This is a genomic window from Polyangium jinanense, from assembly GCF_028435265.1.
In the GTDB taxonomy this organism is placed as follows: domain Bacteria; phylum Myxococcota_A; class Polyangia; order Polyangiales; family Polyangiaceae; genus Polyangium; species Polyangium jinanense.
This window is the reverse complement of the sequence record NZ_JAGTJK010000002.1, coordinates 729,234-750,698: the sequence shown is the minus strand read 5'-3', so window position 1 is coordinate 750,698 and position 21,465 is coordinate 729,234. Positions and strand designations below refer to the sequence as shown.

The 21,465-nt window shown below is 68.4% G+C and carries 23 protein-coding genes; 9 read left to right on the top strand and 14 right to left on the bottom strand.

Features of this window, described 5'->3' with window-relative positions; translation table 11 throughout:
- The first annotated feature begins 16 nt into the window (after window positions 1-16).
- From KEG38_RS07515 to KEG38_RS07495, 5 genes are all read left to right on the top strand, one after another.
- Window positions 17-1,696 (top strand): RCC1 domain-containing protein, encoded by a 1,680-nt coding sequence (locus KEG38_RS07515; protein WP_272418396.1) that lies wholly within the window; start codon window positions 17-19, stop codon window positions 1,694-1,696.
- A gap of 75 nt (window positions 1,697-1,771) precedes the next feature.
- Window positions 1,772-2,761: an NHL repeat-containing protein gene (locus tag KEG38_RS07510; protein WP_272418395.1), complete on the top strand. Its 990-nt coding sequence runs from the start codon at window positions 1,772-1,774 to the stop codon at window positions 2,759-2,761.
- A 1-nt stretch (window position 2,762) separates the two neighbouring features.
- Window positions 2,763-3,566: a PP2C family protein-serine/threonine phosphatase gene (locus tag KEG38_RS07505; RefSeq protein ID WP_272418394.1), complete on the top strand. Its 804-nt coding sequence runs from the start codon at window positions 2,763-2,765 to the stop codon at window positions 3,564-3,566.
- Between the two features lie 37 nt (window positions 3,567-3,603).
- Window positions 3,604-3,846 carry a hypothetical protein gene (locus KEG38_RS07500; protein ID WP_272418393.1) on the top strand — a complete coding sequence of 81 codons (243 nt, stop codon included), beginning with the start codon at window positions 3,604-3,606 and terminating at the stop codon, window positions 3,844-3,846.
- The gene (locus tag KEG38_RS07495) at window positions 3,839-4,543 is read left to right on the top strand and encodes a hypothetical protein (protein ID WP_272418392.1); all 705 of its coding nucleotides are present in this window, start codon (window positions 3,839-3,841) and stop codon (window positions 4,541-4,543) included. The genes KEG38_RS07500 and KEG38_RS07495 overlap by 8 nt, the downstream gene beginning before the upstream one ends.
- Before the next feature lie 12 nt (window positions 4,544-4,555).
- On the opposite strand, the gene KEG38_RS07490 is transcribed toward KEG38_RS07495, so the two are convergent.
- The 5 genes from KEG38_RS07490 to KEG38_RS07470 all read right to left on the bottom strand — a co-directional run bounded on the left by KEG38_RS07490 (window position 4,556) and on the right by KEG38_RS07470 (window position 8,716).
- A complete protein-coding gene (locus KEG38_RS07490; RefSeq protein WP_272418391.1) occupies window positions 4,556-5,686 on the bottom strand; it encodes an alpha/beta fold hydrolase in 1,131 nt (376 codons plus the stop codon).
- A gap of 23 nt (window positions 5,687-5,709) precedes the next feature.
- Window positions 5,710-6,150, bottom strand: coding sequence for a hypothetical protein (locus KEG38_RS07485; RefSeq protein ID WP_272418390.1), 441 nt, complete (start codon window positions 6,148-6,150; stop codon window positions 5,710-5,712).
- A 22-nt stretch (window positions 6,151-6,172) separates the two neighbouring features.
- The gene (locus tag KEG38_RS07480; RefSeq protein ID WP_272418389.1) at window positions 6,173-7,714 is read right to left on the bottom strand and encodes an acyl-CoA synthetase; all 1,542 of its coding nucleotides are present in this window, start codon (window positions 7,712-7,714) and stop codon (window positions 6,173-6,175) included.
- A gap of 90 nt (window positions 7,715-7,804) precedes the next feature.
- On the bottom strand, window positions 7,805-8,062 hold the full coding sequence (locus KEG38_RS07475; RefSeq protein WP_272418388.1) for a hypothetical protein: 258 nt from the start codon (window positions 8,060-8,062) through the stop codon (window positions 7,805-7,807).
- Window positions 8,063-8,182: 120 nt separating this feature from the next.
- Complete coding sequence (locus KEG38_RS07470) at window positions 8,183-8,716, bottom strand: polyhydroxyalkanoate synthesis regulator DNA-binding domain-containing protein (protein ID WP_272418387.1); 534 nt, start codon at window positions 8,714-8,716, stop codon at window positions 8,183-8,185.
- Between KEG38_RS07470 and KEG38_RS07465 the strand changes: the two genes are divergently transcribed.
- Window positions 8,715-10,355: an acyl-CoA synthetase gene (locus KEG38_RS07465; RefSeq protein WP_276072240.1), complete on the top strand. Its 1,641-nt coding sequence runs from the start codon at window positions 8,715-8,717 to the stop codon at window positions 10,353-10,355. The two genes, KEG38_RS07470 and KEG38_RS07465, sit on opposite strands and share 2 nt — an antisense overlap.
- Window positions 10,356-10,385: 30 nt before the next feature.
- Here KEG38_RS07465 and KEG38_RS07460 read toward each other — a convergent pair whose 3' ends face one another.
- On the bottom strand, window positions 10,386-10,763 hold the full coding sequence (locus tag KEG38_RS07460) for a response regulator (RefSeq protein ID WP_272418386.1): 378 nt from the start codon (window positions 10,761-10,763) through the stop codon (window positions 10,386-10,388).
- Between the two features lie 421 nt (window positions 10,764-11,184).
- On the opposite strand from KEG38_RS07460, the gene glyQ reads away from it, so the two are divergent.
- Entirely contained in the window at window positions 11,185-12,129 is a 945-nt protein-coding gene (glyQ, locus tag KEG38_RS07455) for a glycine--tRNA ligase subunit alpha (protein ID WP_272418385.1), read from the top strand.
- Between the two features lie 28 nt (window positions 12,130-12,157).
- Here the strand turns inward: glyQ and KEG38_RS07450 are convergent, their stop codons facing one another.
- From KEG38_RS07450 to KEG38_RS07430, 5 genes are all read right to left on the bottom strand, one after another.
- On the bottom strand, window positions 12,158-12,478 hold the full coding sequence (locus KEG38_RS07450) for a hypothetical protein (RefSeq protein WP_272418384.1): 321 nt from the start codon (window positions 12,476-12,478) through the stop codon (window positions 12,158-12,160).
- A 67-nt stretch (window positions 12,479-12,545) separates the two neighbouring features.
- Entirely contained in the window at window positions 12,546-13,106 is a 561-nt protein-coding gene (pyrE, locus tag KEG38_RS07445; RefSeq protein WP_272418383.1) for an orotate phosphoribosyltransferase, read from the bottom strand.
- Window positions 13,103-13,804, bottom strand: coding sequence for a bactofilin family protein (locus KEG38_RS07440; protein ID WP_272418382.1), 702 nt, complete (start codon window positions 13,802-13,804; stop codon window positions 13,103-13,105). Before KEG38_RS07440 ends, pyrE begins: the two co-directional genes overlap by 4 nt.
- A gap of 3 nt (window positions 13,805-13,807) precedes the next feature.
- The gene (locus tag KEG38_RS07435; protein ID WP_272418381.1) at window positions 13,808-14,122 is read right to left on the bottom strand and encodes a bactofilin family protein; all 315 of its coding nucleotides are present in this window, start codon (window positions 14,120-14,122) and stop codon (window positions 13,808-13,810) included.
- A 57-nt stretch (window positions 14,123-14,179) separates the two neighbouring features.
- The gene (locus KEG38_RS07430; RefSeq protein ID WP_272418380.1) at window positions 14,180-14,575 is read right to left on the bottom strand and encodes a bactofilin family protein; all 396 of its coding nucleotides are present in this window, start codon (window positions 14,573-14,575) and stop codon (window positions 14,180-14,182) included.
- Window positions 14,576-14,739: 164 nt separating this feature from the next.
- Between KEG38_RS07430 and KEG38_RS07425 the strand changes: the two genes are divergently transcribed.
- A complete protein-coding gene (locus KEG38_RS07425) occupies window positions 14,740-15,546 on the top strand; it encodes a CPBP family glutamic-type intramembrane protease (RefSeq protein WP_272418379.1) in 807 nt (268 codons plus the stop codon).
- Between the two features lie 40 nt (window positions 15,547-15,586).
- Here the strand turns inward: KEG38_RS07425 and KEG38_RS07420 are convergent, their stop codons facing one another.
- The 3 genes from KEG38_RS07420 to KEG38_RS07410 form a co-directional block, all read right to left on the bottom strand.
- Window positions 15,587-17,344: a C25 family cysteine peptidase gene (locus KEG38_RS07420; protein WP_272418378.1), complete on the bottom strand. Its 1,758-nt coding sequence runs from the start codon at window positions 17,342-17,344 to the stop codon at window positions 15,587-15,589.
- A 65-nt stretch (window positions 17,345-17,409) separates the two neighbouring features.
- The gene (locus KEG38_RS07415) at window positions 17,410-19,635 is read right to left on the bottom strand and encodes an ATP-binding protein (RefSeq protein WP_272418377.1); all 2,226 of its coding nucleotides are present in this window, start codon (window positions 19,633-19,635) and stop codon (window positions 17,410-17,412) included.
- 103 nt (window positions 19,636-19,738) lie between these two features.
- Window positions 19,739-20,125, bottom strand: a complete 387-nt coding sequence (locus tag KEG38_RS07410) for a hypothetical protein (RefSeq protein ID WP_272418376.1) — start codon at window positions 20,123-20,125, stop codon at window positions 19,739-19,741.
- A gap of 53 nt (window positions 20,126-20,178) precedes the next feature.
- Here KEG38_RS07410 and ppk2 point away from each other — a divergent pair, with 53 nt between their 5' ends.
- On the top strand, window positions 20,179-21,192 hold the full coding sequence (gene ppk2 / locus KEG38_RS07405) for a polyphosphate kinase 2 (protein ID WP_272418375.1): 1,014 nt from the start codon (window positions 20,179-20,181) through the stop codon (window positions 21,190-21,192).
- Window positions 21,193-21,465 lie beyond the last annotated feature (273 nt).

Here is a 21,465-nt window from a genome sequence, read left to right as displayed (position 1 = left end):
TAGAGTCGCGGATACCATGTGGGCCCGAGCGCAATTTTCCTCCCTGCCGCGCTCCTTCGCGCTCGCGGCCGCGCTCGCGCTCGCCGGAGGGCTGCCCGAGGCCTCGGGATGCGGGCTCCGGGTCGCGGAGAGCCCGACGCAGCCGATCCCGTGTTTCAACGTGATGGACTGCCCGCCCTCGAACGATCCGTGCATCGTGTCGACCTGCTTCGAGCAGCAGTGCGCGATGGTGGCGGCCGCGCAGAACACGGTCGTGCGTGATCAAGAGGCGGGCGATTGCCACATGCGGGTATGCGATGGCAATGGCCACACGATGGAGATCGACGACGACGTCGACGTGCCGGGCGACGACGACAACGAGTGCACGATAGCGACCTGCAAGGAAGGCGCGGGCGTGCACGAGCCGGCCCCGGTCGGCGAGTCGTGCGGCGAAGACGGCGTGTGCAACGGCAAAGGCGCGTGCGGGGCGTGTCTGCCCGGAGCCGAGCGCTGCGAGGGGAACGCCGTCGCGACGTGCAACGACGAGGGCGCGTGGAAGGCAGCGGTCTGCCCCGAGGGACGCCCGATCTGCAAGGAAAAAGCGTGCGTGGGGATCCGGCAAATCGCGGCCGGCGGGGCGCATACCTGCGCGCTTTTCGAGGATGGATCGGCATCGTGCTTCGGCGCCTCGGGCGTGCGGCGGGGCGCGTACGGAGCGCCGCCGGTCCCGGGCGTCGTCGGCGCGGTCGAGCTCGCGCTCGGGGGCGCGCACGCCTGCGCGCGGCGGGCCGATGGAACCGCGCTTTGCTGGGGTCACAATGCATTCGGGCAGGTCGGCGATGGCACGACGGAAGGGCCTCGCCCGCCCACACAAGTCGTCGGCCTCGCGGGCGCGACCGCGATCGCGGCGGGCGCGGCGCATACCTGCGCGATCGTGAACGGCGGCAAGGTCGTCTGCTGGGGACGCGAAGGCCGCGGGCAGCTCGGCGCGAAACCCGCGGGGCCCGCGGGCAAACCCCCGGCGAGCGAGGTCCCCTCGCCTCTCCCTGCCTCCTCGGGCGGCGCGCCTTCGCCTGTCGCGGGCCTGCTCGGCGCCACGAAAATCGCGCTCGGCGGCCGGCATGCCTGCGCGCTCGGGCCCGGCGGCCAGGTCGCTTGCTGGGGCGAAAACGAGAGCGGCGAGCTCGGCCATTTCCGCCCGTCGTCCCCTGCCAAACCCAAACCCGGCCCGCGCCCGACCTCACGCCTCGTCTCCGTCAAGGGCATCGAGGGGGCGAGCGCGATCGCGCTCGGCGCCGCGTTCGGCTGCGCCCTGCTCGAAGAGGGATCCGTGCGCTGCTGGGGCGACAATGCCGCGGGGCAGCTCGGTGATGGCACGACCGAGGCGCGGGCGGAATCGGTGCTCGTCAAGGGCCTGACCGGCGCGACGGCGATCGCGCTCGGCGCCGAGCACGGGTGCGCGCGGAAGGAAGGCGGCGTGGTCGTGTGCTGGGGCAAAAACGATCGGAACCAGCTCGGCGACGGCACGACCGAGGCGCGACCTTCCCCCGTCCCCGTGCCCGGTCTCGCGGGCGTGCGCGCTCTTTCCGCGGGCGGCGCGCACACGTGCGTGATGCTCGAAGGCGGGGCAACACGATGCTGGGGCGGAAATGGGGCCGGCGAGGTCGGCGACGGCACGACCACGGATCGCGGCGCCCCCACGGCCGTGATCTGGTGACGATTTTATGACCACCTGCGCCCCTCGCGGGCGGCGCGCTCGGATATACTGGCCCTCGGCTCGGAGGTGAGCGACATGAAGCTTTTCTGGGGTTCTTTGAGTGTGCTTACGATTGGCCTCGCCGTCGGCTGCAGCGCGACGGGGGGCGGCAGTCAATTCGACAATGAGGGCGGCGGCGGCTCGGGCGACGGCGGCTCGGGCGCGGGGAACCAGGGCGGTGCCGGCGGCGCCGGCGGCGGCTTCATCCCGGGCGCGGGCGGGAGCGGCGGCTCCACGCCCGGCGAGGATTGCACCGACGCGGCGAAGCTGATTTACGTGCTCTCGGACGAGAACGAGCTCTACAGCTTCGACCCGCCGGCGAAGAAGTTCACGAAGATCGGCACGCTCGGCTGCAACACCACGATGCAGCCGAACTCGATGGCCGTCGACCGGAACGCGGTCGCCTGGGTGAACTACGTCGAATCCGACCCGTTCCTCGGGGACGACATCAACGGCGTGATCTACAAGGTCAGCACGAAGGACGCGAGCTGCGACCCGCAGCCCACGGTGCAGCTCATCTCGAACTGGTTCCGCCTCGGAATGGGTTTTTCCACGAACGACGGCGGAATGGGCGAGACGCTCTACATCACGGGCACGGGCACGATCGGCGCGGGTGATAGCCCCGGGCTCGGGAAGATCAATCCGCTCTCGTTCGGCGTCGAGACGATTGCGAACTTCTCCCCCGGGGCGTTCACGGGCCAGAGCGCCGAGCTCACGGGCACGGGTGACGGTCGGCTCTATGGGTATTACACGACAAGCCCGGTCCAGGTCGGCCAGATCAACAAAGCGACCGGCGCCGTGACGAACGCCAAGGCGATCACGGGCCTGGCGACGCCCTCGGCGTGGGCATTCTCGTTCTGGGGCGGATCGTTTTACCTCTATGCCGCCGCGGGCCTCGACTATTCGAACGTGACGAAGTACGACCCGGTGGCGGGCACCATCGACAATGCGTACATGACCAACATCGGCTTCCGCATCGTCGGGGCCGGCGTCTCCACGTGCGCGCCGCTCGAGCCGCCGAAGTGACATGACGATCGGGCGCGGGGTCCAGGCCTTCGGCGTCACGCAGCGCGGAGTGCGGTTTCAGAACGACGACGCCTTCCGCATTCTAAGCGGCCCTTCCGGACACGTGTGCGTCGTGGCGGACGGGATGGGCGGGCACGGCGCGGGGGACGTCGCCTCCGGCATCGCCGTCTCCTTCACGACCGACCTCCTCGTCGCGCCGGGTGAAGGCCCCGCGCCCGATCGTATTCGCGCTGCCGTCGCCGCAGCCAATCGAGAGATCTTCCACCGGAGCAGCACGGACCGGCGGCTCCTCGGCATGGGCTCGACGGTGGCGCTCCTCTTCCTCCCGCACGACGGCCGGGTCGCCTATGTCGCGCACGTGGGCGACAGCCGGGTCTACCTTTATCGAGACGGCGCGCTCCGGCGCCTGACGGAAGACCATTCCCTCGCCCACTTCCTCCGGCAGAACCCCGACAAGCGCGCGGAGCTCGGCATCCCGGAGGCCGACCTGGAGAACGTCGTCGCGAACATCCTCACGCGCTCGCTCGGCATCAAGGACACCGTGGACGTCGACCTCGTCGAGATCGAGGTTTGTCCGAACGACCGATTTCTCCTCTGCACCGACGGCCTTTGGGACCCGGTCGACGATGCCCGCATCACCGAGATCCTCCGGGACGGCGGGGACGACGTGGGGGAGACGTGCGCGCGGCTCCTCCGGGCGGCGCAAACTGTGCCAGGAACAGAGCGGACGGACGAACGGTTCGGCCGGGACGACGTGGCGTTGATCGTCGCGAGGGTGTTGACTTGCGCCCCGTCTCGGACGTAGCGTTCGCCTGGTCTCCTTTCAGGAAAGGATCCCGGTCGTGCAACAGAATCCCGGTTATGGTGGTGGCTACGCTGGCGCGCAGGCTGGCGGCGCTTCGTTCCAGGTCTTGACGATCGATGCTGGCTGCGGCGGCACCATCGAGCACAGCAAGATCGCCGACCTCGCGAACCAGATGGGCGCGCAGGGCTTCGTTCTCTCCAACGTCTTCATGGACGTGCGCAGCGCGTTTGGTCCGTTCTGCCCCAAGCGTTGTGCCGTGCTGGTCTTCAAGCGTGGCTGATCCCGTATCCCCGCGCAGGCTCGAGCTCGCGGGGGTACCTCCGGCTGCGTTCGCGTTGAGCGAGCTCGGCCGTTATCCTTCCTTCGCTCATCATCCGACCTGCGGGCGGCACGATCATCACCTCGTCCGCCCGTTTGGCGTGCCTTTGTGCCTGGGCTGCGCCTGCATGTATCCGGGTATCGGGGTCGCGCTCATCGCCCTTTTCTTCGTTTCACCCGCGCACGACATGGCGACCGCTTTCTGGGTCGCCATGGCGGCCCTCGGCTGCGCCGTGCCGACTTTCTTTCAGCCCTTCATCCAGCGTCGCTGGTACAAAATCCCGGCGCGCTTCGTCCTCGGCGTGGGCTTTGGCCTCGTCGCGGGCGCGGCGTGGATCGTCCCGAACACCCTTTGGGGCTGGGTGATCCGCGTCGCGGTCGTCGCGACGACCGTCGGCCTCGGCACGGTGGCCTTGCGCCTCCGCGCCAAACGCCTCGACGACCCTTGCAAGAATTGCCCCTGGGGCGCCTTCCCCGTCTGCGCGCACAACCTCCCGGCGTTGCGTCGCATCCGGGAGCAGCAGGGGCCCGACCCGTTCGTCGATGCGCTCATCACGGAGCTCGAGCCTCTCGCGCCCTATCCGCCTCGCCTCGGCGAGGCCCCCCCGGTCCAGCGGCCGGGGCAGTTTCAGTTCCACGCCCCGCCGCCGAACCCCTGATCGAAGCGAAGCTCAGACTTCGGTCCACGGATCGGATCGCTTCGCGATCCATCCGGCGACCTTCGGCCAGATCTGCTTCGGGCCTTTGCTCGACGTGGACAAACCGATGTGCCCGACCGGGAAGCGCATGATCTCCTTGTCGGTCGAGGCCACGATCGTGTTCAGGATCTCGCTCGACTTCGGGGGCGCGATCGTGTCGTTGTCGGCGATGATGTTGAGCAGCGGAACCTTGATCTTCGAGAGGTCCACGGTCTGCCCGGCGACCTTCATGCGGCCCTTGCAGAAGTTGTTGTACTGGTAGCAATCCTTGATGTATTGCCGGTAAATCTCGCCGGGGAACTGCACGTTGTCCGACGCCCAGTGTTCCATGCCGAGAAACGTGGTCACGAAGTCGGGGTCGTCGATCCGGCGGAAGACCTCGAGCCATTTCGTCATGCGCTGGATCGGCGCCATCGACGAGAAGCCTGTCTCCATGAGCTCGATCGGCACGTTGCCGTAGGCGTCGACGAGCGCGTCGACGTCGAAGCGGTTCGGCTTCGTCCATTCGGCGAAGACGCCGCCCTCGTGGAAATCGACCGGCGTCGCCTGTGCCACGAAATTGCGGAGGCCCTGCGGGTGCAGCGCCGCATAAGCGAGCGCCATCGTGCCGCCCATGCAGTAGCCGTACAGCGTGAGGTCCTTCGCGCCGCTCAGGCGGAGCGTCCACTTCACGGCGTTCTTGATGAGCACGTTGAGCACGTCGTCCCAGCCCATCCGCCGCTCGGCTGCGCCGGGCGTGCCCCAGTCGATCGCGTAGACGTCGTAGCCCTGGCCGACCATGAATTCGATGATGCTGCGGCCGGGCAGGAAGTCGAGGATGTAATAACGATTGATGAGCGAGTAGACGAAGAGGATCGGCGTCGCGTGCTTGCGGACCGTGGGCTCGAAGCGGAGCAGGCGCATCTTGCCGTTCGTGTAGACCACCTTGTGCGGGGTCGGCGCGAGCGGGGGCTCGCCGACGTCCGCGGCGCGGAGGATGAACGGTTTTACGTAGTGGTACGGGCTCATCGAGCCCTTCTGCGCGGCGTGTATGATCTCGCGCGAGAGCTCGATCTGGCCCTCCACGAGGGCGCGGAGGCGCGCTGTGGTCGATTGCGTCGTCATGGTGTTTCCCGTCCTTCTCCCCGTCAGGAGGGGCGATCGGTCGACGCGCTCCCGTTCGCGTTCGTCCGGACAACCTCGACCCCTTCGGCATCGCGGCGGCTCTTTTCGAACGCGTCGACGACCAGCTCGAGCTGCGACGAGAGGGCCTCGATCTGGTTCTTGACGTCGCGTACCTCTTCGCGCAGGTCGTCCATCTCCGTCGACGTGGGCAGGCGGAGGAGGTGGAGCCAATTTTCCTGGGCCTCGACGTACGCTTTGCGGACGCGCAGGGCGCGGTTCAGGGCGCCGCCGACGAGGTCGAGGTACCGCTCGCTGCGGCCGAGCTTGTCGAACGCCTTGGTCATGCCCTTCTCGGCGGCGACGAACGCCTTGCCCGTCGGCGTCTCCGGCCCGAGCCAATGACCGAGGCCCTTCACCACGCGGGTCAAGAGCTTCGGTTGTTTGTTCGTGGGTTGTTTTGCCACGGCATCCTCTCCCTCTCGCGCCTCACCGCGCGTATTTTTCCTTCAGCTCCCTCTTCAGAATCTTGCCGGCCGCCGAGATCGGCATCGCGTCCACGAAGACGACCGATTTCGGCACCTTGTATTTCGCAAGGTGATCGCGACAATGGGCCAGGATCGCCTCCTCGGTCGTGCTCGCGCCCGGCTTCGTGATCACGATGGCCCGGCCGACCTCGCCCCATTTCTCGTCCGGAACGCCGATCACCGCGACCTGCGCCACGGCGGGGTGCTCGTAGAGGACCTTTTCGATCTCGGCCGGGTAGACGTTCTCGCCGCCCGAGATGAACATGTCCTTCTTGCGGTCGGCGATGTAATAGAACCCGTCCTCGTCCACGCGGGCCATGTCGCCCGTATGGAACCAGCCCTCCGCGTCCACGGACGCTTTCGAGGCCTCGGGATTGTTGAAATACCCCGAACACGCGCTCGGCCCCTTGAGCACGAGCTCGCCGACCTCGCCCACGGGCAAGGGGGTGTTATCGTCATCGACGATCCGGGCGTCGATGAAATAGTTCGGCTTCCCGATGCTGCCGGCCTTCGTCTCGGCGAATTCGGGGTCCATCGAGAAGATGCCCGGGCCGAACTCGGTCATGCCGAAGCCCTGCTTGAAGACGACGCCGTGTTTTTCCCGGTACGCGCGGATGATCGGCACGGGCAGGGGCGCGCCGCCGCTCGTCAAGAAGCGCAGGGAGGACAATTTCGCCGATTCGAAGCGCGGCGATTGCATCATCATCTGGTATTGCGTCGGCACGCAGAAGAGCACCGTCGCCTTCTCGTGCTCGATGAGCGAGAGCATGTCGTCGGCGGTCCATTTGCGCATGATGACCACCGTCCCGCCGAGCGTGAGCAGGGGCAGCGTGTACACGAAGAGCGCGCCCGTGTGGAACATCGGCGTGTGCGTGAGCGTGACGTCGCCGCGCGAGAGCTCGTGGACCACCGTGTTCAGCGTGTTCCACGCGATCATTCGGTAGGAGATCTTCGCGCCCTTCGGCAGGCCCGTCGTGCCGCCCGTGAAGAGCAGGCAAACGATGTCCTCGGCCTCGACGGCGTCATTCTTCACGGGATGCGCCTCGCGCGTCTGCACCGTCGCTGCATACGGCAGGCTCCCCGCGATGCCCTCGCCATCGAGGTGCAGCCACGTCTTGACCGACGCACACGCCGGAAGGCCCGCGATTTCGCTGATTCCGGCGCGGAAATCGTCGCCGAAGATCATCACCTTCGGCTCGGTCTGGCTCGTGAGCTCGGCGATTTCGCGCGGATGGCTGCGCCAGTTGAACGGGACGAGCACGGCGCCGAGCTTCGCGCACGCGAAGAACGCGTCGAGGAATTCGACGCCGTTCATGGCCAGGATGCCCACGCGATCGCCCTTGCCAATCGCGGCCTCGTCGCGGAGGAACCCGGCGAGGCGATTCGCGCGGCGGTTCATTTCGCGATACGAAAAGCGGCCGGCGTCCCCCTTGGCCACGTCGACGACGGCGAGCGATTCCGGGAAATACCGCTCACCGCGCTCCATCCAGTCCCCGATGTACATGCTCTTTTTCTCCGCTCGCCGGCGCGTGTTCGCTGGTTTCGCCCGGACCGAACCGAGTTTACGCGAGCTCGGCTTTGCTTGGAAGGCCGCTCAAAGGAACGGCGCGCCGAACGTGTCGCCCGCGCGTTTCGTCGCTTCGAGCGCCATCCGCTGCCATTCCGCGGCCACACGCGCGCCGTAGAGCAGCGACGCCTGGCCGATGCGCGCCATGCCGCGCAGCATCACGCCCATCTGCGCCACCCCCGCCGTCTCCAGCGCAGCGAGCCCCTCGAACACGTCGGCGAGCGCGCTCCGTCCCTGCAAGACGTCGCGACTTTGCTGCACCTGCGAATCGGCCCCTTCGCTCATCGTCTGCTCCTCACCCCAGCAGGATCGCCTTGATTTCACGACGATTCACGTCCGTCGGGAGCCGAACCTAAACCCCGCCCTACACGCTGTCAAGCAAACATTGTTGCACTGCAACAATGCTCAGGGCTCGCGGCGCTTCTTGCCGACGATGCGCTTGAGCTCCTCGAGCTCGCGGCGGAGCGCGGCGATCTCCTCGGCCTGCTCGCCACGTTCGTTCGGGTCGGGCGGAGGGACCTGCTCTTCGGGCTCGGGCTCGCGCGGCTGAGACCACGGCGGGCTCTTGCCGCCGCCGAGCATCGCGTTGAGGAACGGAAGCGCGCCGAGGGGGCCGATCGGAAAGACACGCGCGCCCTTCTTCGCGAGCAAGTAGATGTCGAGCGCCCAGATCACCGTGCGCTCGAAGAACTCGGCCAGCGCATCGTCGCCCATGCGGATGAGCTGGCGCAGGAGCGGCACGGGCAAGAGGCGCGCGGCGCCGCGGCTCTCCAGGATGATCTGCGCCAGCGTCGCCTGCGTCAGGTCGCGGCCGGTCTTCGCGTCGACGACCTCGACGTCGTCGCCACGCCTGACACGCGCCTCCACCTCTTCGAGCGTGACGTAACGACTCGCCTCGGTGTCGTACAGCCTCCGGTTGCCGTACTTCTTCACGACCATGCGGACGGTCGTACACCCCGATCGTCCAGATCGCAATGGCCTGTTGCGCCGCAACAATGCACGCGAGCCATTCCAGCGCGCGCGCGGCTTTGCTACGCAGGGCGCCATGCACCTCGGCGACTGGCTCGGACGACGCGCGGCGTTGACCCCCGACAAGATAGCGCTGCTCGACAACGGCGCAGGCGGGCGGGCCCTGACTTACCGAGCCTGGGATCACACGGCGAACCGCACGGCGCATTTCCTGCGGGAGCGACTCGGGGTGCGTCGCGGCGATAGGGTCGCGGCGCTCGCGATGAACGATGTCGCGATGCTCGATCTCTGGTTCGCCTGCGGCAAGCTCGGCGCGATCTTCGCGCCGCTGAACTACAGGCTCACGCCGGGCGAGCTCGGGCAGTACCTCGCCGCGACGACGCCCGAGGTGCTCGTCTACGGGCCGGATTTCGCCGCGACGAGCGAGGCGATCCGGCGCGAGGCGAGCTTCGTCCCGCGCGCGTTCGTGGCGATGCAGGGCGCGTCGCGGGCGCGCGGGGACGACGTGGATCTCGGCGAGCGCGACGCCGCCACGGACAGGCCGCCGCCGGCGCTCCAGATCGGCTGGGACGAACCCTGGGTACTTTGCGGGACGGGCGGGACGACGGGCACACCGAAGGCGGCGATGCTGACGTACCGGTCGATCACGGCAAACGCGGTGAACACGATCTCGAGCTGGGGGCTTTCGTCCTCGGACGTGGCGCTGCTCAACGCGCCGCTCTTCCACACGGGCGGGCTCAACGTGTTCACGGCGCCGCTCGTGCTCGCGGGCGGCACGTCCGTGGTCTGTCGCGCCTTCGATCCGGACGAGGTGTACGCGGGCGTGCGCGACCAGGGCGTGACGGTGTTCTTTGGTGTTCCAACGATGTTCCTCTCGCTGTCGCAGCATCGCCGGTTCGGCGAGGGCGAGCTCCGGAGCTTGCGCATCTGCATCAGCGGCGGCGCGCCGTGTCCGGAGCCCTTGTTCCACACGTACTGGGAGCGAGGGATCGATCTGAAGACGGGCTACGGGCTGACCGAGGCGGGGCCGAACAATTTCTGGCTGCCGCCCGCGGATGTGCGTCGAAAGGTCGGATCCGTGGGCGCGCCGCTGTTTTTCGTGGAAGCGCGGGTCGTCGACGCGGCGCGTGATGCCGTTCGTCCCGGCGAGGTGGGCGAGCTCGAGGTGCGCGGACCGCACGTCTTCGGCGGCTACTGGGGCCGGCCCGAGGAGACGGCGAAGGTGGTGGTCGACGGCTGGTTAAAGACAGGGGATCTCGCGCGCTGCGACGACGAGGGGCATTTCTACATCGCGGGCCGTAGCAAGGATCTGCTCATTTCCGGCGGTGAAAACGTGTATCCGGCCGAGGTCGAGACGGTGATCGCGGGGCACCCGTCGGTCGCGGAGGCGGCGCTCATCGGCGTGCCGCACGAGAAATGGGGCCAGGTGGGCCGGGCGATCGTGGTGCTCGCCCCGGGCGCGTCGCCCGACGCCGAGCCGATCCTCGCGCACTGCCGCGCGCGGCTCGCGAAGTACAAGGTTCCGCAGTCGGTGGTGTTCGTCCGCGAGCTACCGCGCACGGGCGCGGGCAAGATCGACAAGAAGGCGCTGGAAAAACAGCACGGCTGAGCGCCGCGCGAACAGCGTGTTCGCTTCGAATCAGGCCGTGGCGCGCGGCGGCAACGCGGCGCGCACCTGATCGACGAGATGCGTTTCGGGCAGGTGCTTGGGGACGGCGCCGTGCACGCCCATCACCTTCGCGAGCCGCTCGAGGGGCCCGGGCTCCATGTCGCTGCAGAGCAGGACCTTCACGCCGCCGCGGCCGAAGGCGTCGCGGATCATGCGGACGAGCAGAGGACCGTCGAGCTTCGGCATGTTGACGTCGAGCAGCACGAGGTCGCAGACCGTCTCGCGGATGGCCTGCAAGCTGCCGAAGGGGCCGCGGTGGAAGCGCGCCGAGAAGCCTGCGCTCTCCAGGGTCCGCACCGCGCTGGCGCCGAAGATCGCGTCGTCGTCGATGATCAGGATGCGCGGCATCGGACCGTCCTCCCGTGGGCGTTCCCCGGCGCCCCCGACCAAGCTAACCGACCCATGCCGACGGACACGACCTTGCTCAGGCCGAACCATCGAGAGCCGTTCTATTCCCTCCGACCCCGAGGTAACCCACCAAACAAGCGTCAGTTGTTTGGCACCTGGTGATTGCGGGTATCGCTCCTCGGTTTGGGCGTCAAGGGCGTTTTCCGGCCAGGGTTGTTGTTCTACGTTTGTTCAACGTATGGACCGATTGTTCAAGGTTTGAACCTCATACGCAAGCGAATTCTGGCGTAATTTTCGGTTTGTGACGGTTCGTACACAAAAGACTGGACAGGCACGAGGGGAGCCGTTCGCCCCGGGCGCCACGAGGCGCGAGGTCGCCGTCGACGAGCGGTCGGGCCTGGGGTATGGCTTGCCCGTCGCCATGACGTTCCAAGACATCATCCTGACGCTCCAGCGCTTCTGGGCCGAGCGCGGCTGCCTCATCGTGCAGCCCTACAACTCCGAGGTCGGCGCAGGCACGTACAACCCCGCGACGTTCCTCCGCGCGCTCGGACCGGAGCCGTGGAACGTGGCCTTCGTGGAGCCCTCGCGCAGGCCCTCGGACGGCCGCTACGGCGAGAACCCGAACCGCGCGCAGCAGTTCCACCAGTTCCAGGTGATCCTGAAGCCGAGCCCGCTGAACATCCAGGAGCTCTACCTGGAGTCGCTCCGCGCGCTCGGCACGGACCCGCTGCAGCACGACGTGCGGTTCATCGAGGACGACTGGGAATCGCCGACCCTCGGCGCCTGGGGCCTCGGCTGGCAGGTGTGGCTCGACGGGCAGGAGATCTCGCAGTTCACCTACTTCCAGCAGATCGGCGGCATCGACTGCAAGCCGATCTCGGGCGAGCTGACGTACGGGCTCGAGCGCATCGCGATGTACCTGCAGGACAAGGACAGCATGTACGACCTCGTGTACTCGAACACGGGCGGGCAGGTGGTGCGTTACGGCGAGCTGTTCCAGCGGGCCGAGTGGGAGTGGTCGACGTACAACTTCGAGGAAGCCGACGTGGAGGAGCACTTCGCGGCCTTCGACAAGTGCGAGTCCGAGGTGAAGCGGCTGCTCTTCCGAGGCGTCGACGCGACGGCGAAGGGTGCGAAGCCGGACCCGAAGAAGGCGCTCGTGCTGCCCGCCTACGACTTCGTGGTGAAGGCAGCGCACCGGTTCAACGTGCTCGACGCGCGCGGCGCGATCAGCGTGACGGAGCGGCAGAGGTTCATCGGTCGCGTGCGCGGGCTCGCGAAGCTCGTGGCCGAGAGCTATCTGGCGCAGCGGGAAGCGCTGGGGTATCCGCTGATGCCGAAGGTGGCTGAAGCGGCGGAGTGAGGCGCGGAGGGGGCGGTTGCCGAAGGGGTTACCGCCCCCGAAGTTTCTCCAGCTCGGCGAGGGCCTCGGCGAGGCGCGCTTCGGCGCGTTGCTTCTCTGTCTCTGCGCGCTGCTTCTCTGCCTCTGCGCGCTGCTTCTCCACCTCGGCCGCTTCCGCCTTGGCCTCGGCAGCCTCCGCGCGCTTTCGCTCTTCCGCGATTGCAGCTTCGGCCGCGAGGTGCTTCTCGGCTGGCGGCAACAGATCCACGACCCGCGCCCGCTCCTCCACGCTCATGCACGCCCACCTCTCCTCGCTCGGCGCGCGAGGATCGGCCGGATCAACCACGTACGCAGGATCGGGCGGCGCCATACGCCTACCCTACCCGCCTCCTCCGCCGCTGTCCACGGGTCGTCCCACCCTCGGACAAACGCTCGCGTCACGTGTCCGGAATGAAATCGCGCCGCGTGCAGATCGAGACCACCGGCAAACCCGCCTGACGGATCGCCTCGGCCCCGCCTTCGAGCCGATCCACGATCGCCACCACGCCCACCACGCGCGCGCCCGCCGCCGTGATCTTGTCGACGGCCTTGAGCGTCGACCCGCCCGTCGTGATCACGTCCTCCAACATCACCACCGCCATCCCTGGCACGAGCGCGCGATCCCCCTCGATGAGCCGCTTCGAGCCGTGGTCCTTCGCCTCCTTGCGCACGTAGAGCGCAGGGAGCGGCCGGCCGCGGACGAAGCTCGTCAGGGAGACGGCGCTCGCGAGCGGACAGCCGCCGAGCTCCACGCCCGCGACCGCGTCGCATCGCGGCAGGCCGTCGAGCGCGTCGAACATGAGCGCGCCGAGGAGAAAGTGCCCCTCGGCGGTCAAGGCCGTCTGCTTGCAGTCGATGAAGAAGTCGCTCTCGCGCCCGGAGGCGAGCACGACTCGTTTGCGTTCGAATGATCGTTCGCGGAGCAGCTCGACGAGCCGCTCCCGCTCGGTTTTGCTCACTTCGCGCCCTTGCCGCGCCTGATCTGCGCCTTGGCACCCTTGGGCACCGCAGGCACGACCGGGGGCGGGGGGCCGCCCAAATGTTCGGCAGGAGCGCTCTCCGGCGCCTCTTCCGCAGCAGCCAGCTCAGGCTCGGCGGCGGCAGCAGGCGGGGGAGGAGGCGCGGCAGGCGCAGGCGCCGGGCGCGCCGGGGCCGGGCGAGCCGCAGGCGCAGGCGCCGGGCGAGCCGCAGGCGCAGGCGCCGGGCGAGCCGCGGGCGCAGGCGCGCGGGCCGGGGCGGGCGCGGGACGCGCAGGCGCGGCGGCAGGCGCAGCTGCACGACCACGCGGGGCCGCCTGTGCAGGCGCGGCGGCCGCGGGCTGCGGGGCGCGGGCCGGCAGCGGGGCGCCGGTCGAGACGTTGCCTCGCACGAGCGCGCCGGGCCGGATGCCGATCTGCGGGGCGCCGATGTCGCCGACGACGCGCGCGCCGGGCTCGAGCACGACGAGCTCGGTCGCCGACACGTTGCCCGCGACGGCGCCGCGCACGATGATGCGGCGGCCGGAGACGTCGCTCTTGACGAGCGCCGTCTCGCCGATGAGCAGCTCACCCTGGACAGTGACGCTTCCCTCCACGAAGCCGTGGAGGTCGAGGTCCCCGTCGCCGCGGATGGAGCCGCGGATCGTGGTCCCGCGGCCGATGGTCGAGGGGGTGGTCATCGGCTACACGTCCATGTCGACGTTGCCCTTGAACGAGGCACCGTCCGCGATGGTCAGCCGCGCCGCCTTGACGTCGCCGACGAGGCGCCCGCCGGTGAGCAGATCGACGCGATCCGAGGCGCTCACGTTGCCCGTCACGTTGCCGCCGACCGAGAGCGAGGCCGCCGCGATGTCCGCCTCGACGACCGCGCCTCCCTCGACGGTCACGCCGCCGTCGACGCTGAGCTTGCCGCGAACCGTGCCGGCCACGACCACCTCCTCGTCGGAGGTGATCTCACCCTCGATCGTGATGCCGCTGCCGATGATCGTACCCGCCACCTTCCACGCTCCCTCGCCGCGCCCGCCGCAGCACGTTCGTGTTCCTCGGAAAAACCTTCACCGACCGCCGGCGCGGCCCTCTGTGAGCTCGGCCGGCAGCTCGAAATCCGCCTCGATTCGCCCGGAGAACTCGGCGCCCTCGTCGAGGCTCACCTCGGTGCCGCCGAGGTTGCCCGAGACCTTCGCCGACGCGCGGATCGCCACGGGACCACGCGCCGAGACGTCTCCGGTCAAGGTGCCGGCGATCGTCACGACCGCGGCCTCGACATCGCCGGTCACCTCGGCGCCCTCCTCGATCAAGAGCTCGCCCGTGAGATTCACGCCGCCCTCGACGTGGCCCTCCACGCGCAGATCTCCCTCGCCCACGACGCGGCCACGCACGCGCGTGCCGCGCCCGAGCACGGAGCCGCTCGTATCGAGATCGTTCTCTTGCATCGCCGGCGCTCGGACCATGGACCTCTTCTCCACGTTCGCGTCCGCCACGGCGAAACACGCGCGGGGCGGAAAGCGCGCGCAAGCTACTCCAAGGCGATCCGGCCCGCAACGCCTGTCTGTCGGGGCCACGCACGCCGCGGCAAGCGAAGCGTCCCTCGCGGAAACATGCCACCATGCGGCCCGTGCCTTCCGCGACCGTACGGCTCGACGCATCCCGCTCCGCCTTGCGCGAGATCGCCAAGGGCTCCGCGTGGCTGCTCGGCACCGCGGCCGCCGTGCGCCTCGCCGAGGTCGTCGTCGGTCGCAATCCGCTCGTCGCTGCGCTCGTCGGCGCGATCATCGTGGACCTCGGGACGTACCGCGCCGGCGTGCGCTGGGACCCGGATCCGAGCACCGGCAAGGAGCCACGAGCACGCGCGCTCCGTGGCATCGGGCTCGGGCTCGGCGTCGCGCTCGTGCTCGTGGCCGTGCCGCTCCTCGTGGCCGTGCTCGCGGGGTTTGCCTCGGTCTCTCTGGGCAGCCCGTCGAGCTCGCTCGGGTTTGCCCTGCTCCGCGCGGCGGCCGTGGCGACGCGGGACGAGCTGCTCTACCGGGGGTTGCCGCTCGTGGTGGCTGCGCGCGCGGGGCTCGGGACGCGCTTCGGGATCGGGTACGCGGTGCTCGCGGGCGCAGCGGCGCTCGCGCTCGTGCCGGGTGCGTCATGGGAGGCGCTCGTGCTCGCGGCCGCCCAGGGCGCGCTGTTCGCGGTGCTCTGGGTGCGCACGGGCGTCGCGTGGGCGTCGGTCGCGGCGCACGCGGGCTTCATCCTGCTGGCAGGCGTGGGGCTGCGCGGCGGGCTCGTCGACGTGACGTGGAAGAGCGGGCTGCTCGGAGACGGGCCGCGCGCGCGGGGCGTGGTGGCGCTCGTGGCCGCGGCCGTCGCCGTGGGGATGGCGATCGCGGCGTGGAAGAACCTTCCGGCGAGAGCGGTCGATAAAGCGGACGCGTAGAGGCGCTGTCCAACGTCATGCATTGCGACAGCGCCCGTGCCTACGGCTTCGCCACCTGGACCCGCGCGTGCCCCGCGGCCGCCTGCCCACTGCCCGCGACGAACACCTTGATCACGTAATCACCCGGGTCGAGCGGCAACCTCACGAGAAACTCCGCGCGTCCATCGCTGACGGCCTTTTCCATGCGCGTGATCACCTTGTCCGAGGCCGCGGCGTAGGTCTTTCGCAACGCCTCCCACGCCGCTTCCTCGGGCATCGACTCGAGCTCCGCCTCGCCCGGGACCTTCGTCCGCACCACGCTGCGCTTCGTCTCCAGCGTGAAAAGCGCTTTCCCCATCGGAATCGACGGCGTATCCACCGAGACGACCACATCGGCGGACGGCGCGCGCGGCCCGGGGCCGCCTTCGAGCAACACCTTGGCGCTCGCCGGGTATTGCAGCACCGTCGCTGGATCGCCGAGCAGGTTGTAGAGGCCGAGGTGCTCCTCCGCGAGCTCCTCCGGGTCCGATTGAAAGAGCAGCGGCGCGAGCGGGACCTCGCCCTCGCGCATTCTCCGCTTCGCCGTCACGATCCCCTCCCCGATCGTCGGCGCGCGCTCCTCGACGAACGTCTGCACGATCGCCTCTCCATAAAGCGCATTCGGATAAGGATGGCTCTCGCGGCTCGACGCGAACGCGGCGATCACGCCCTCCGGATTCATGACGAGGGCCTCCGCGACGGAGCGGCGCCCGTTTCGGAGATCAAAAAACCCCGTGCTGCACGTGATCGCCACGAAAAACGGCTTGCCATCGGGGATACGCAGGTGCTCCAGATCCAGGATGCTCCCGGTGCTGTACCGAGCGCCATTGAAGCGGACGGAGTCGAGGAACATCGGCGACCCGTGGCCGACGTAGCCGGCGATCAGCGCGCCCGCGTCGAGCCGCTCGACGAGCCGATGGCGAAGCTCCGGAAAGGGATACGCGTACGGCGACCCTGCCTTCGGGAAAACGATGTCCACGTCCCAGTCGTACGGGACCTGATCGTCCAGGATACGCGTCATCCTTCTCTCGATCAGGAGATCGGCGACCGGGCCAAAACGCGCTGGTGCGCTGAAAAGCGTGATGCTGCGGCGCCACGCGCGCTCGGGGCGCGCTGTCTCGTACGCGACCACCTTCTTCGCGAAATCGCGCGCCTCGTCCGCGGTCCGCGCCGGCACCCGCCCCACCGCGAGCGCCGTGGGCGCGCGCTGGGCCGAGAGCTCTGGTTGTCCGGGCGCACCAATGTGCGCGAGGGAATACGGGAAGTCCGTCGCATAACTCCCCTCCATGTGACGCAGGAGGCCGCGATCCTCCTCCCGTAGATTCGCCTCCAGGAACGCATACTCCTCGATGTCCTCGTTCTCGTAGTGAATCTTTGTCCGGTAAAACGTCGGCACGAACGAGGACCCGCCCCGTGACTCGCCATACCCCGGCGCGTCCCCCACGAGCAGGACGAACCGAAGTCGTTTCCCCGCATGCGACGCGACCTGCCGGATCGCCCCTTCGATCTGCTCCGGCGACGGCGCGCCGCCGCCGTTCGGCCGGGCGATCTCTTCCAGCGAAACCCGCGCGACCCGGAGGCCCCGCGCCTCGCGGTGCACGAGCAGCGGCTCGATTCCTTCGAGCAGCGCGCGAGGACCTATCGCGACGTACTCCACGTCCGCGCGTCCCTTCGTCGCGGCGGCCTTTCCCGGGAACGCAGAAGGGTTCGCCGGGGCGGCCGCGCCGCAGCCTGCGAGCCCGAGGAACAGGGCGACGAGCGCGAAACGACGAACACGCATCACAAGCAGTCTACCTGGGACCGCGGCCTTCCGGGAAGGGCCCGTTCATGGGTACCCCGGCGGGCTCAACTTGCGCGAGATCGCGCAGCCGCCTTTGAAGTAGAGAGCCGCTCGATCACGCTGGCGAGCTCGCCCGGATCGAGCGGCTTCGCCAAGTGCGTGTCGAATCCATGCAAGATCGCGCGATTCCGGTCCTCGGGGCGCGCGTACGCCGTGAGCGCGACGACCGGCGTCGCGCTTCCCTCCGCGGGCGACGAGTTACGAAGCTCCTCGATGAACCCGTACCCATCCTGCCCCGGCATGCCGATGTCGCAAATCACGATGTCCGGCCGCGCTTCCTTGATTTTCCCGAGTCCCTCGGCGGCGCTGCCGGCCACGAAGACCGTGGCGCCACGGCTCGACAGATACGAGGAGAGCATTTCGAGCACGTCGGGCTCGTCGTCGATGACCAGGATCCGGTGACCTTCGAGGCTCGGACCTGGCGCTTTCCCGAGGCCCCAAAACGAGGACGCGCCCTCCGACACCACGAGCGAATCCTGCTTTCGCGGCAGCCGCACCACGAAACGCGCGCCCTTGCCCTCGCCCTTGCTCGTCACCTCGATCACGCCCCCGTGCAATTCGACGAGATGGCGCACGAGCGCAAGCCCGAGCCCGAGCCCGCCGTGCGCGCGCGTCGTGCCCACGTCCGCCTGGCGAAAGGGCTCGAACACATGCGGCAAAAACGCCGCCGAAATGCCTTTGCCCGTGTCCTCCACGGCAAACTCGACATGGCTGTCGTCGCCGAGCAACGAGACGAAGACTTGCCCCCCGGCCGGCGTGAATTTCACCGCATTCGAGAGCAGGTTCCACACGACCTGCTGGAGCCGCGCCGGATCGGCGCGCAGTGGGCGAACGCCCGTGTCGAGGGCCCGGACGAGCTCCACGCCTTTTGCCGTCGCCGCCTCCCGCACGTCGTCGATCGCCTTTTCCACCACGGCGATCGGCTCCACCTCTTGCGCCTCGATCCGCAGCGATCCCGCGAGAATCTTCGTCACGTCGAGCAGATCGTCGATGAGCTGCGCCTGGGCCCGCGCGTTCCGCTCGATTACCTGCAGCGCCTTCGCCAGCGTCTCCGGCGGCGGCGTCCTCGCGCGCAGAATCGTCGCCCAGCCGAGGATGGCCGTGAGCGGCGTGCGCAATTCATGGCTCATCATTCCGAGAAAGAGGTCCTTCGCGTGGTTCGCCTCCTCCGCGCGCCGCATCTCGGCCTTGGCCGTGTCGAAGAGCTGGCCCCGCTCGAGCGCCTGCCCCGCGAGCCGCGCGAACGTCTGCATTTCCCGGTGATCGTCGTCGTCCGAGAACTCGACCGGACCATCGTACAGGAGCCCGAGCACCCCGAGCTGGCTGCCGCCCGCGCGGATCGGCAAGACGAGCATCGCCGAAAGGTCGAGGACGCGCCCCGCGAATCGGGGATAACGCGCTTCGATCACGCGACGATTGCCAAGACAAACAGTAGAATCCGTGCGCGCCGCGTCGGTCAGCGGCAGCTCCTCGACGAGCGGCAAACGCCGGCCATGCCAGATCGCGTGCATCTCCTCGGAAAAACCCCAAAGGCGTACGATCTCCAAAACCCCCTGCTCCGCCACGACCTTCGCGAACACGCCGCGCGAGGCTCCGAACGACACGCACCCCTCGATCACGGTCGCGTCGATCACCTCGCGGATCGTGCGCGCGGCCGAGAGCTCCGCGGTGAATGCCTGCAGCCGCTCCATGCGCTTGCGCTCACGCTCGGCCGTTTCGTAAAGATTCGCAAGGGTCGCCTCGTTGCGCTTTTGCTGGTCGATGTCCGTGAGCGCGCCGAACCATCGCTCGGGGCGTCCGTCCGGGCCGAGCAAGGGCCAGGCGCGCGAGAGAAACCAGCGATACTGGCCGTCCATCCCGCGTATCCGCTCCTCGCACTCGAAAATCTCGCCCGTCTGCTGGCAACGTCCGAACGCGCGCCCGGCCCTTTCCCGGTCGTCAGGGTGAACCCACTCGAGCCAGCTCACCTTCCGTCCGGTCTCGAGCGTCCGGCCTGTATACTCCACGAATCGACGATTGTAGTATTCGACCCCGTCCGGACCCCAGATCCATACGAGGTGCGGCAGCGCCTCGGCGATCGGGCGCAAGCTCCGCGCGCTCGGCGGGGGGCATCCGTCCGAAACGGAGGATTCTCCGCGTTGTACCTCCAGCAATCGCTGGTTCTCCCGGCGCAGGTGCTCGATCTCGCGCTCCAGCGATTCGAGCCGGGCTCGCGGGTCCTCATCCGGCATGGGGGGCCGATCCCAGGGTCATTGCATTTCGACGCGGCGTCAAGCAGGCACGCGGGCGACTGCGATTGAGCTCGATGGCACGTCGTTACAGCACACTTGCACGTCAGTCCTTTGGCACGCGCAAGCTCGCTTCCCAGCCGCTCGCCCGCGGCTCTTCGGGATCGAGAAAGACACGCTCGCCGACGTCGTACGCGAACCACCCGTTGACCTGGCAAAGATGTGAGAGCACGGGCACGGGGTTGCCGCCGCCCACGACCTCGACCTCGACACGATCCACGACGTCGCCGGCCGGCAAGGCGAGCCACATCGTGTATTCGCCCTCGTCGAAGATAGCCCGGGACGGATCCGACCAGTCGACGTCGCAAAGCAGCGCCGAGATCGACTCCCGGACGTAGGCAGGCGAGCCCATGGGCCTCGGCCGAAAGCCTCGTACGAGCTTGCTCGGCGGCGGGTGACCGTCGAAATTGAACAAGACGACGCGCCAGCTCACCTTTCGATGGGTAGCATTTGCCACCACGACCACCAAGGCGAGGTGAGGTGCGCATGTCGCTCGATCGGAGCAGCGAGGTCAGGCGGGACGAAGGCAATGGTGAGGGCCGAGAAGCGCGCGGGGAGCAGGATGGCGTGCGGGTTCATCCGCCCGGAGTGTCGTGCGAGGTCGGGCCCGTGATGCAGGCGCTCTGCGACCTGCCGCCGGCGAGCATGCCGGAGTCCGTCCTTTCGCTCGAAGAGCTCTCCGACTTGCACTCGTCACGCGAGTTCATCCAGCTCTTGCGCTCGAAGAACGTGGACGCCCGACGCATCAAGGCGGCCGTCGATTACGAGAACGAGCTGGAGAAGCTGCAGGTCGAGCTCGTGAAGATGCAGCGCTGGGTGCAGGAGGAGGGCAGGCGGATCGCGGTCGTGTTCGAGGGGCGCGACGCGGCGGGCAAAGGCGGCACGATCAGGCGTTTCACGGAGTACCTGAACCCGCGGGCGATGCGCGTGGTGGCGCTGCCCAAGCCGACGGACGAGGAGACGGGGCAATGGTATTTCCAGCGCTACATGCGCCAGCTCCCGAACCGCGGCGAGATCGTGTTCTTCGACCGGAGCTGGTACAACCGCGCCGTCGTCGAGCCCGTGAACGGTTTTTGCACGCAGGAGCAATACGAGCGCTTCATGCGCCAGGTGCCGGAGTTCGAGCACATGCTCGTCGAGGACGGCGTGGTGCTCGTGAAGTTCTGGTTCTCGATCTCGAAGGAGATCCAGAGCGCGCGCATCGAAGCACGCCGAAAAAACCCGCTCAAGCAATGGAAGCTCTCGCCCCTCGACGGGAAAGCCGAGGCGCTCTGGGACAGCTACACGCGGTACAAGGAGAGCATGTTTGGCCGGACGCACACGAGCTTCAGCCCGTGGATCATCGTGCAGGCCAACAACAAGCGGAAGGCGCGGCTCGAGAGCATCCGGCACGTGCTGTCGATCCTCGAGTACAGGGGCAAGAAGGACGCGGGCATCTCGCTCGTCCCCGACCCGAACGTCGTGATGCGCTTCCACCGCGCCGCCCCCAAGGTCGACTGATCCGGCGTCCGTAGGGTCCACCACCTACGTCCCCTGCAGGTTCGTCATCAGGAATTTCACCGATGCGATGCCGAGGGGGCCGCCTGATCGCAAACCCAGCGAATTCACGTCTGGAAGTACCTGGCCCAGCGCTTGCTCTATCTCTACGCGAGCGCCTGCTCCGGTCCCCCCCCCCGCCGTCGAGTAGGCGCTCTTTTTTTGTCCGCTGCCAGCCGAGACGCCGCAGCGCGAGCCCGTGGACGCCCTTCCCGGCTGTCCGCTCGCGCCTCCGTC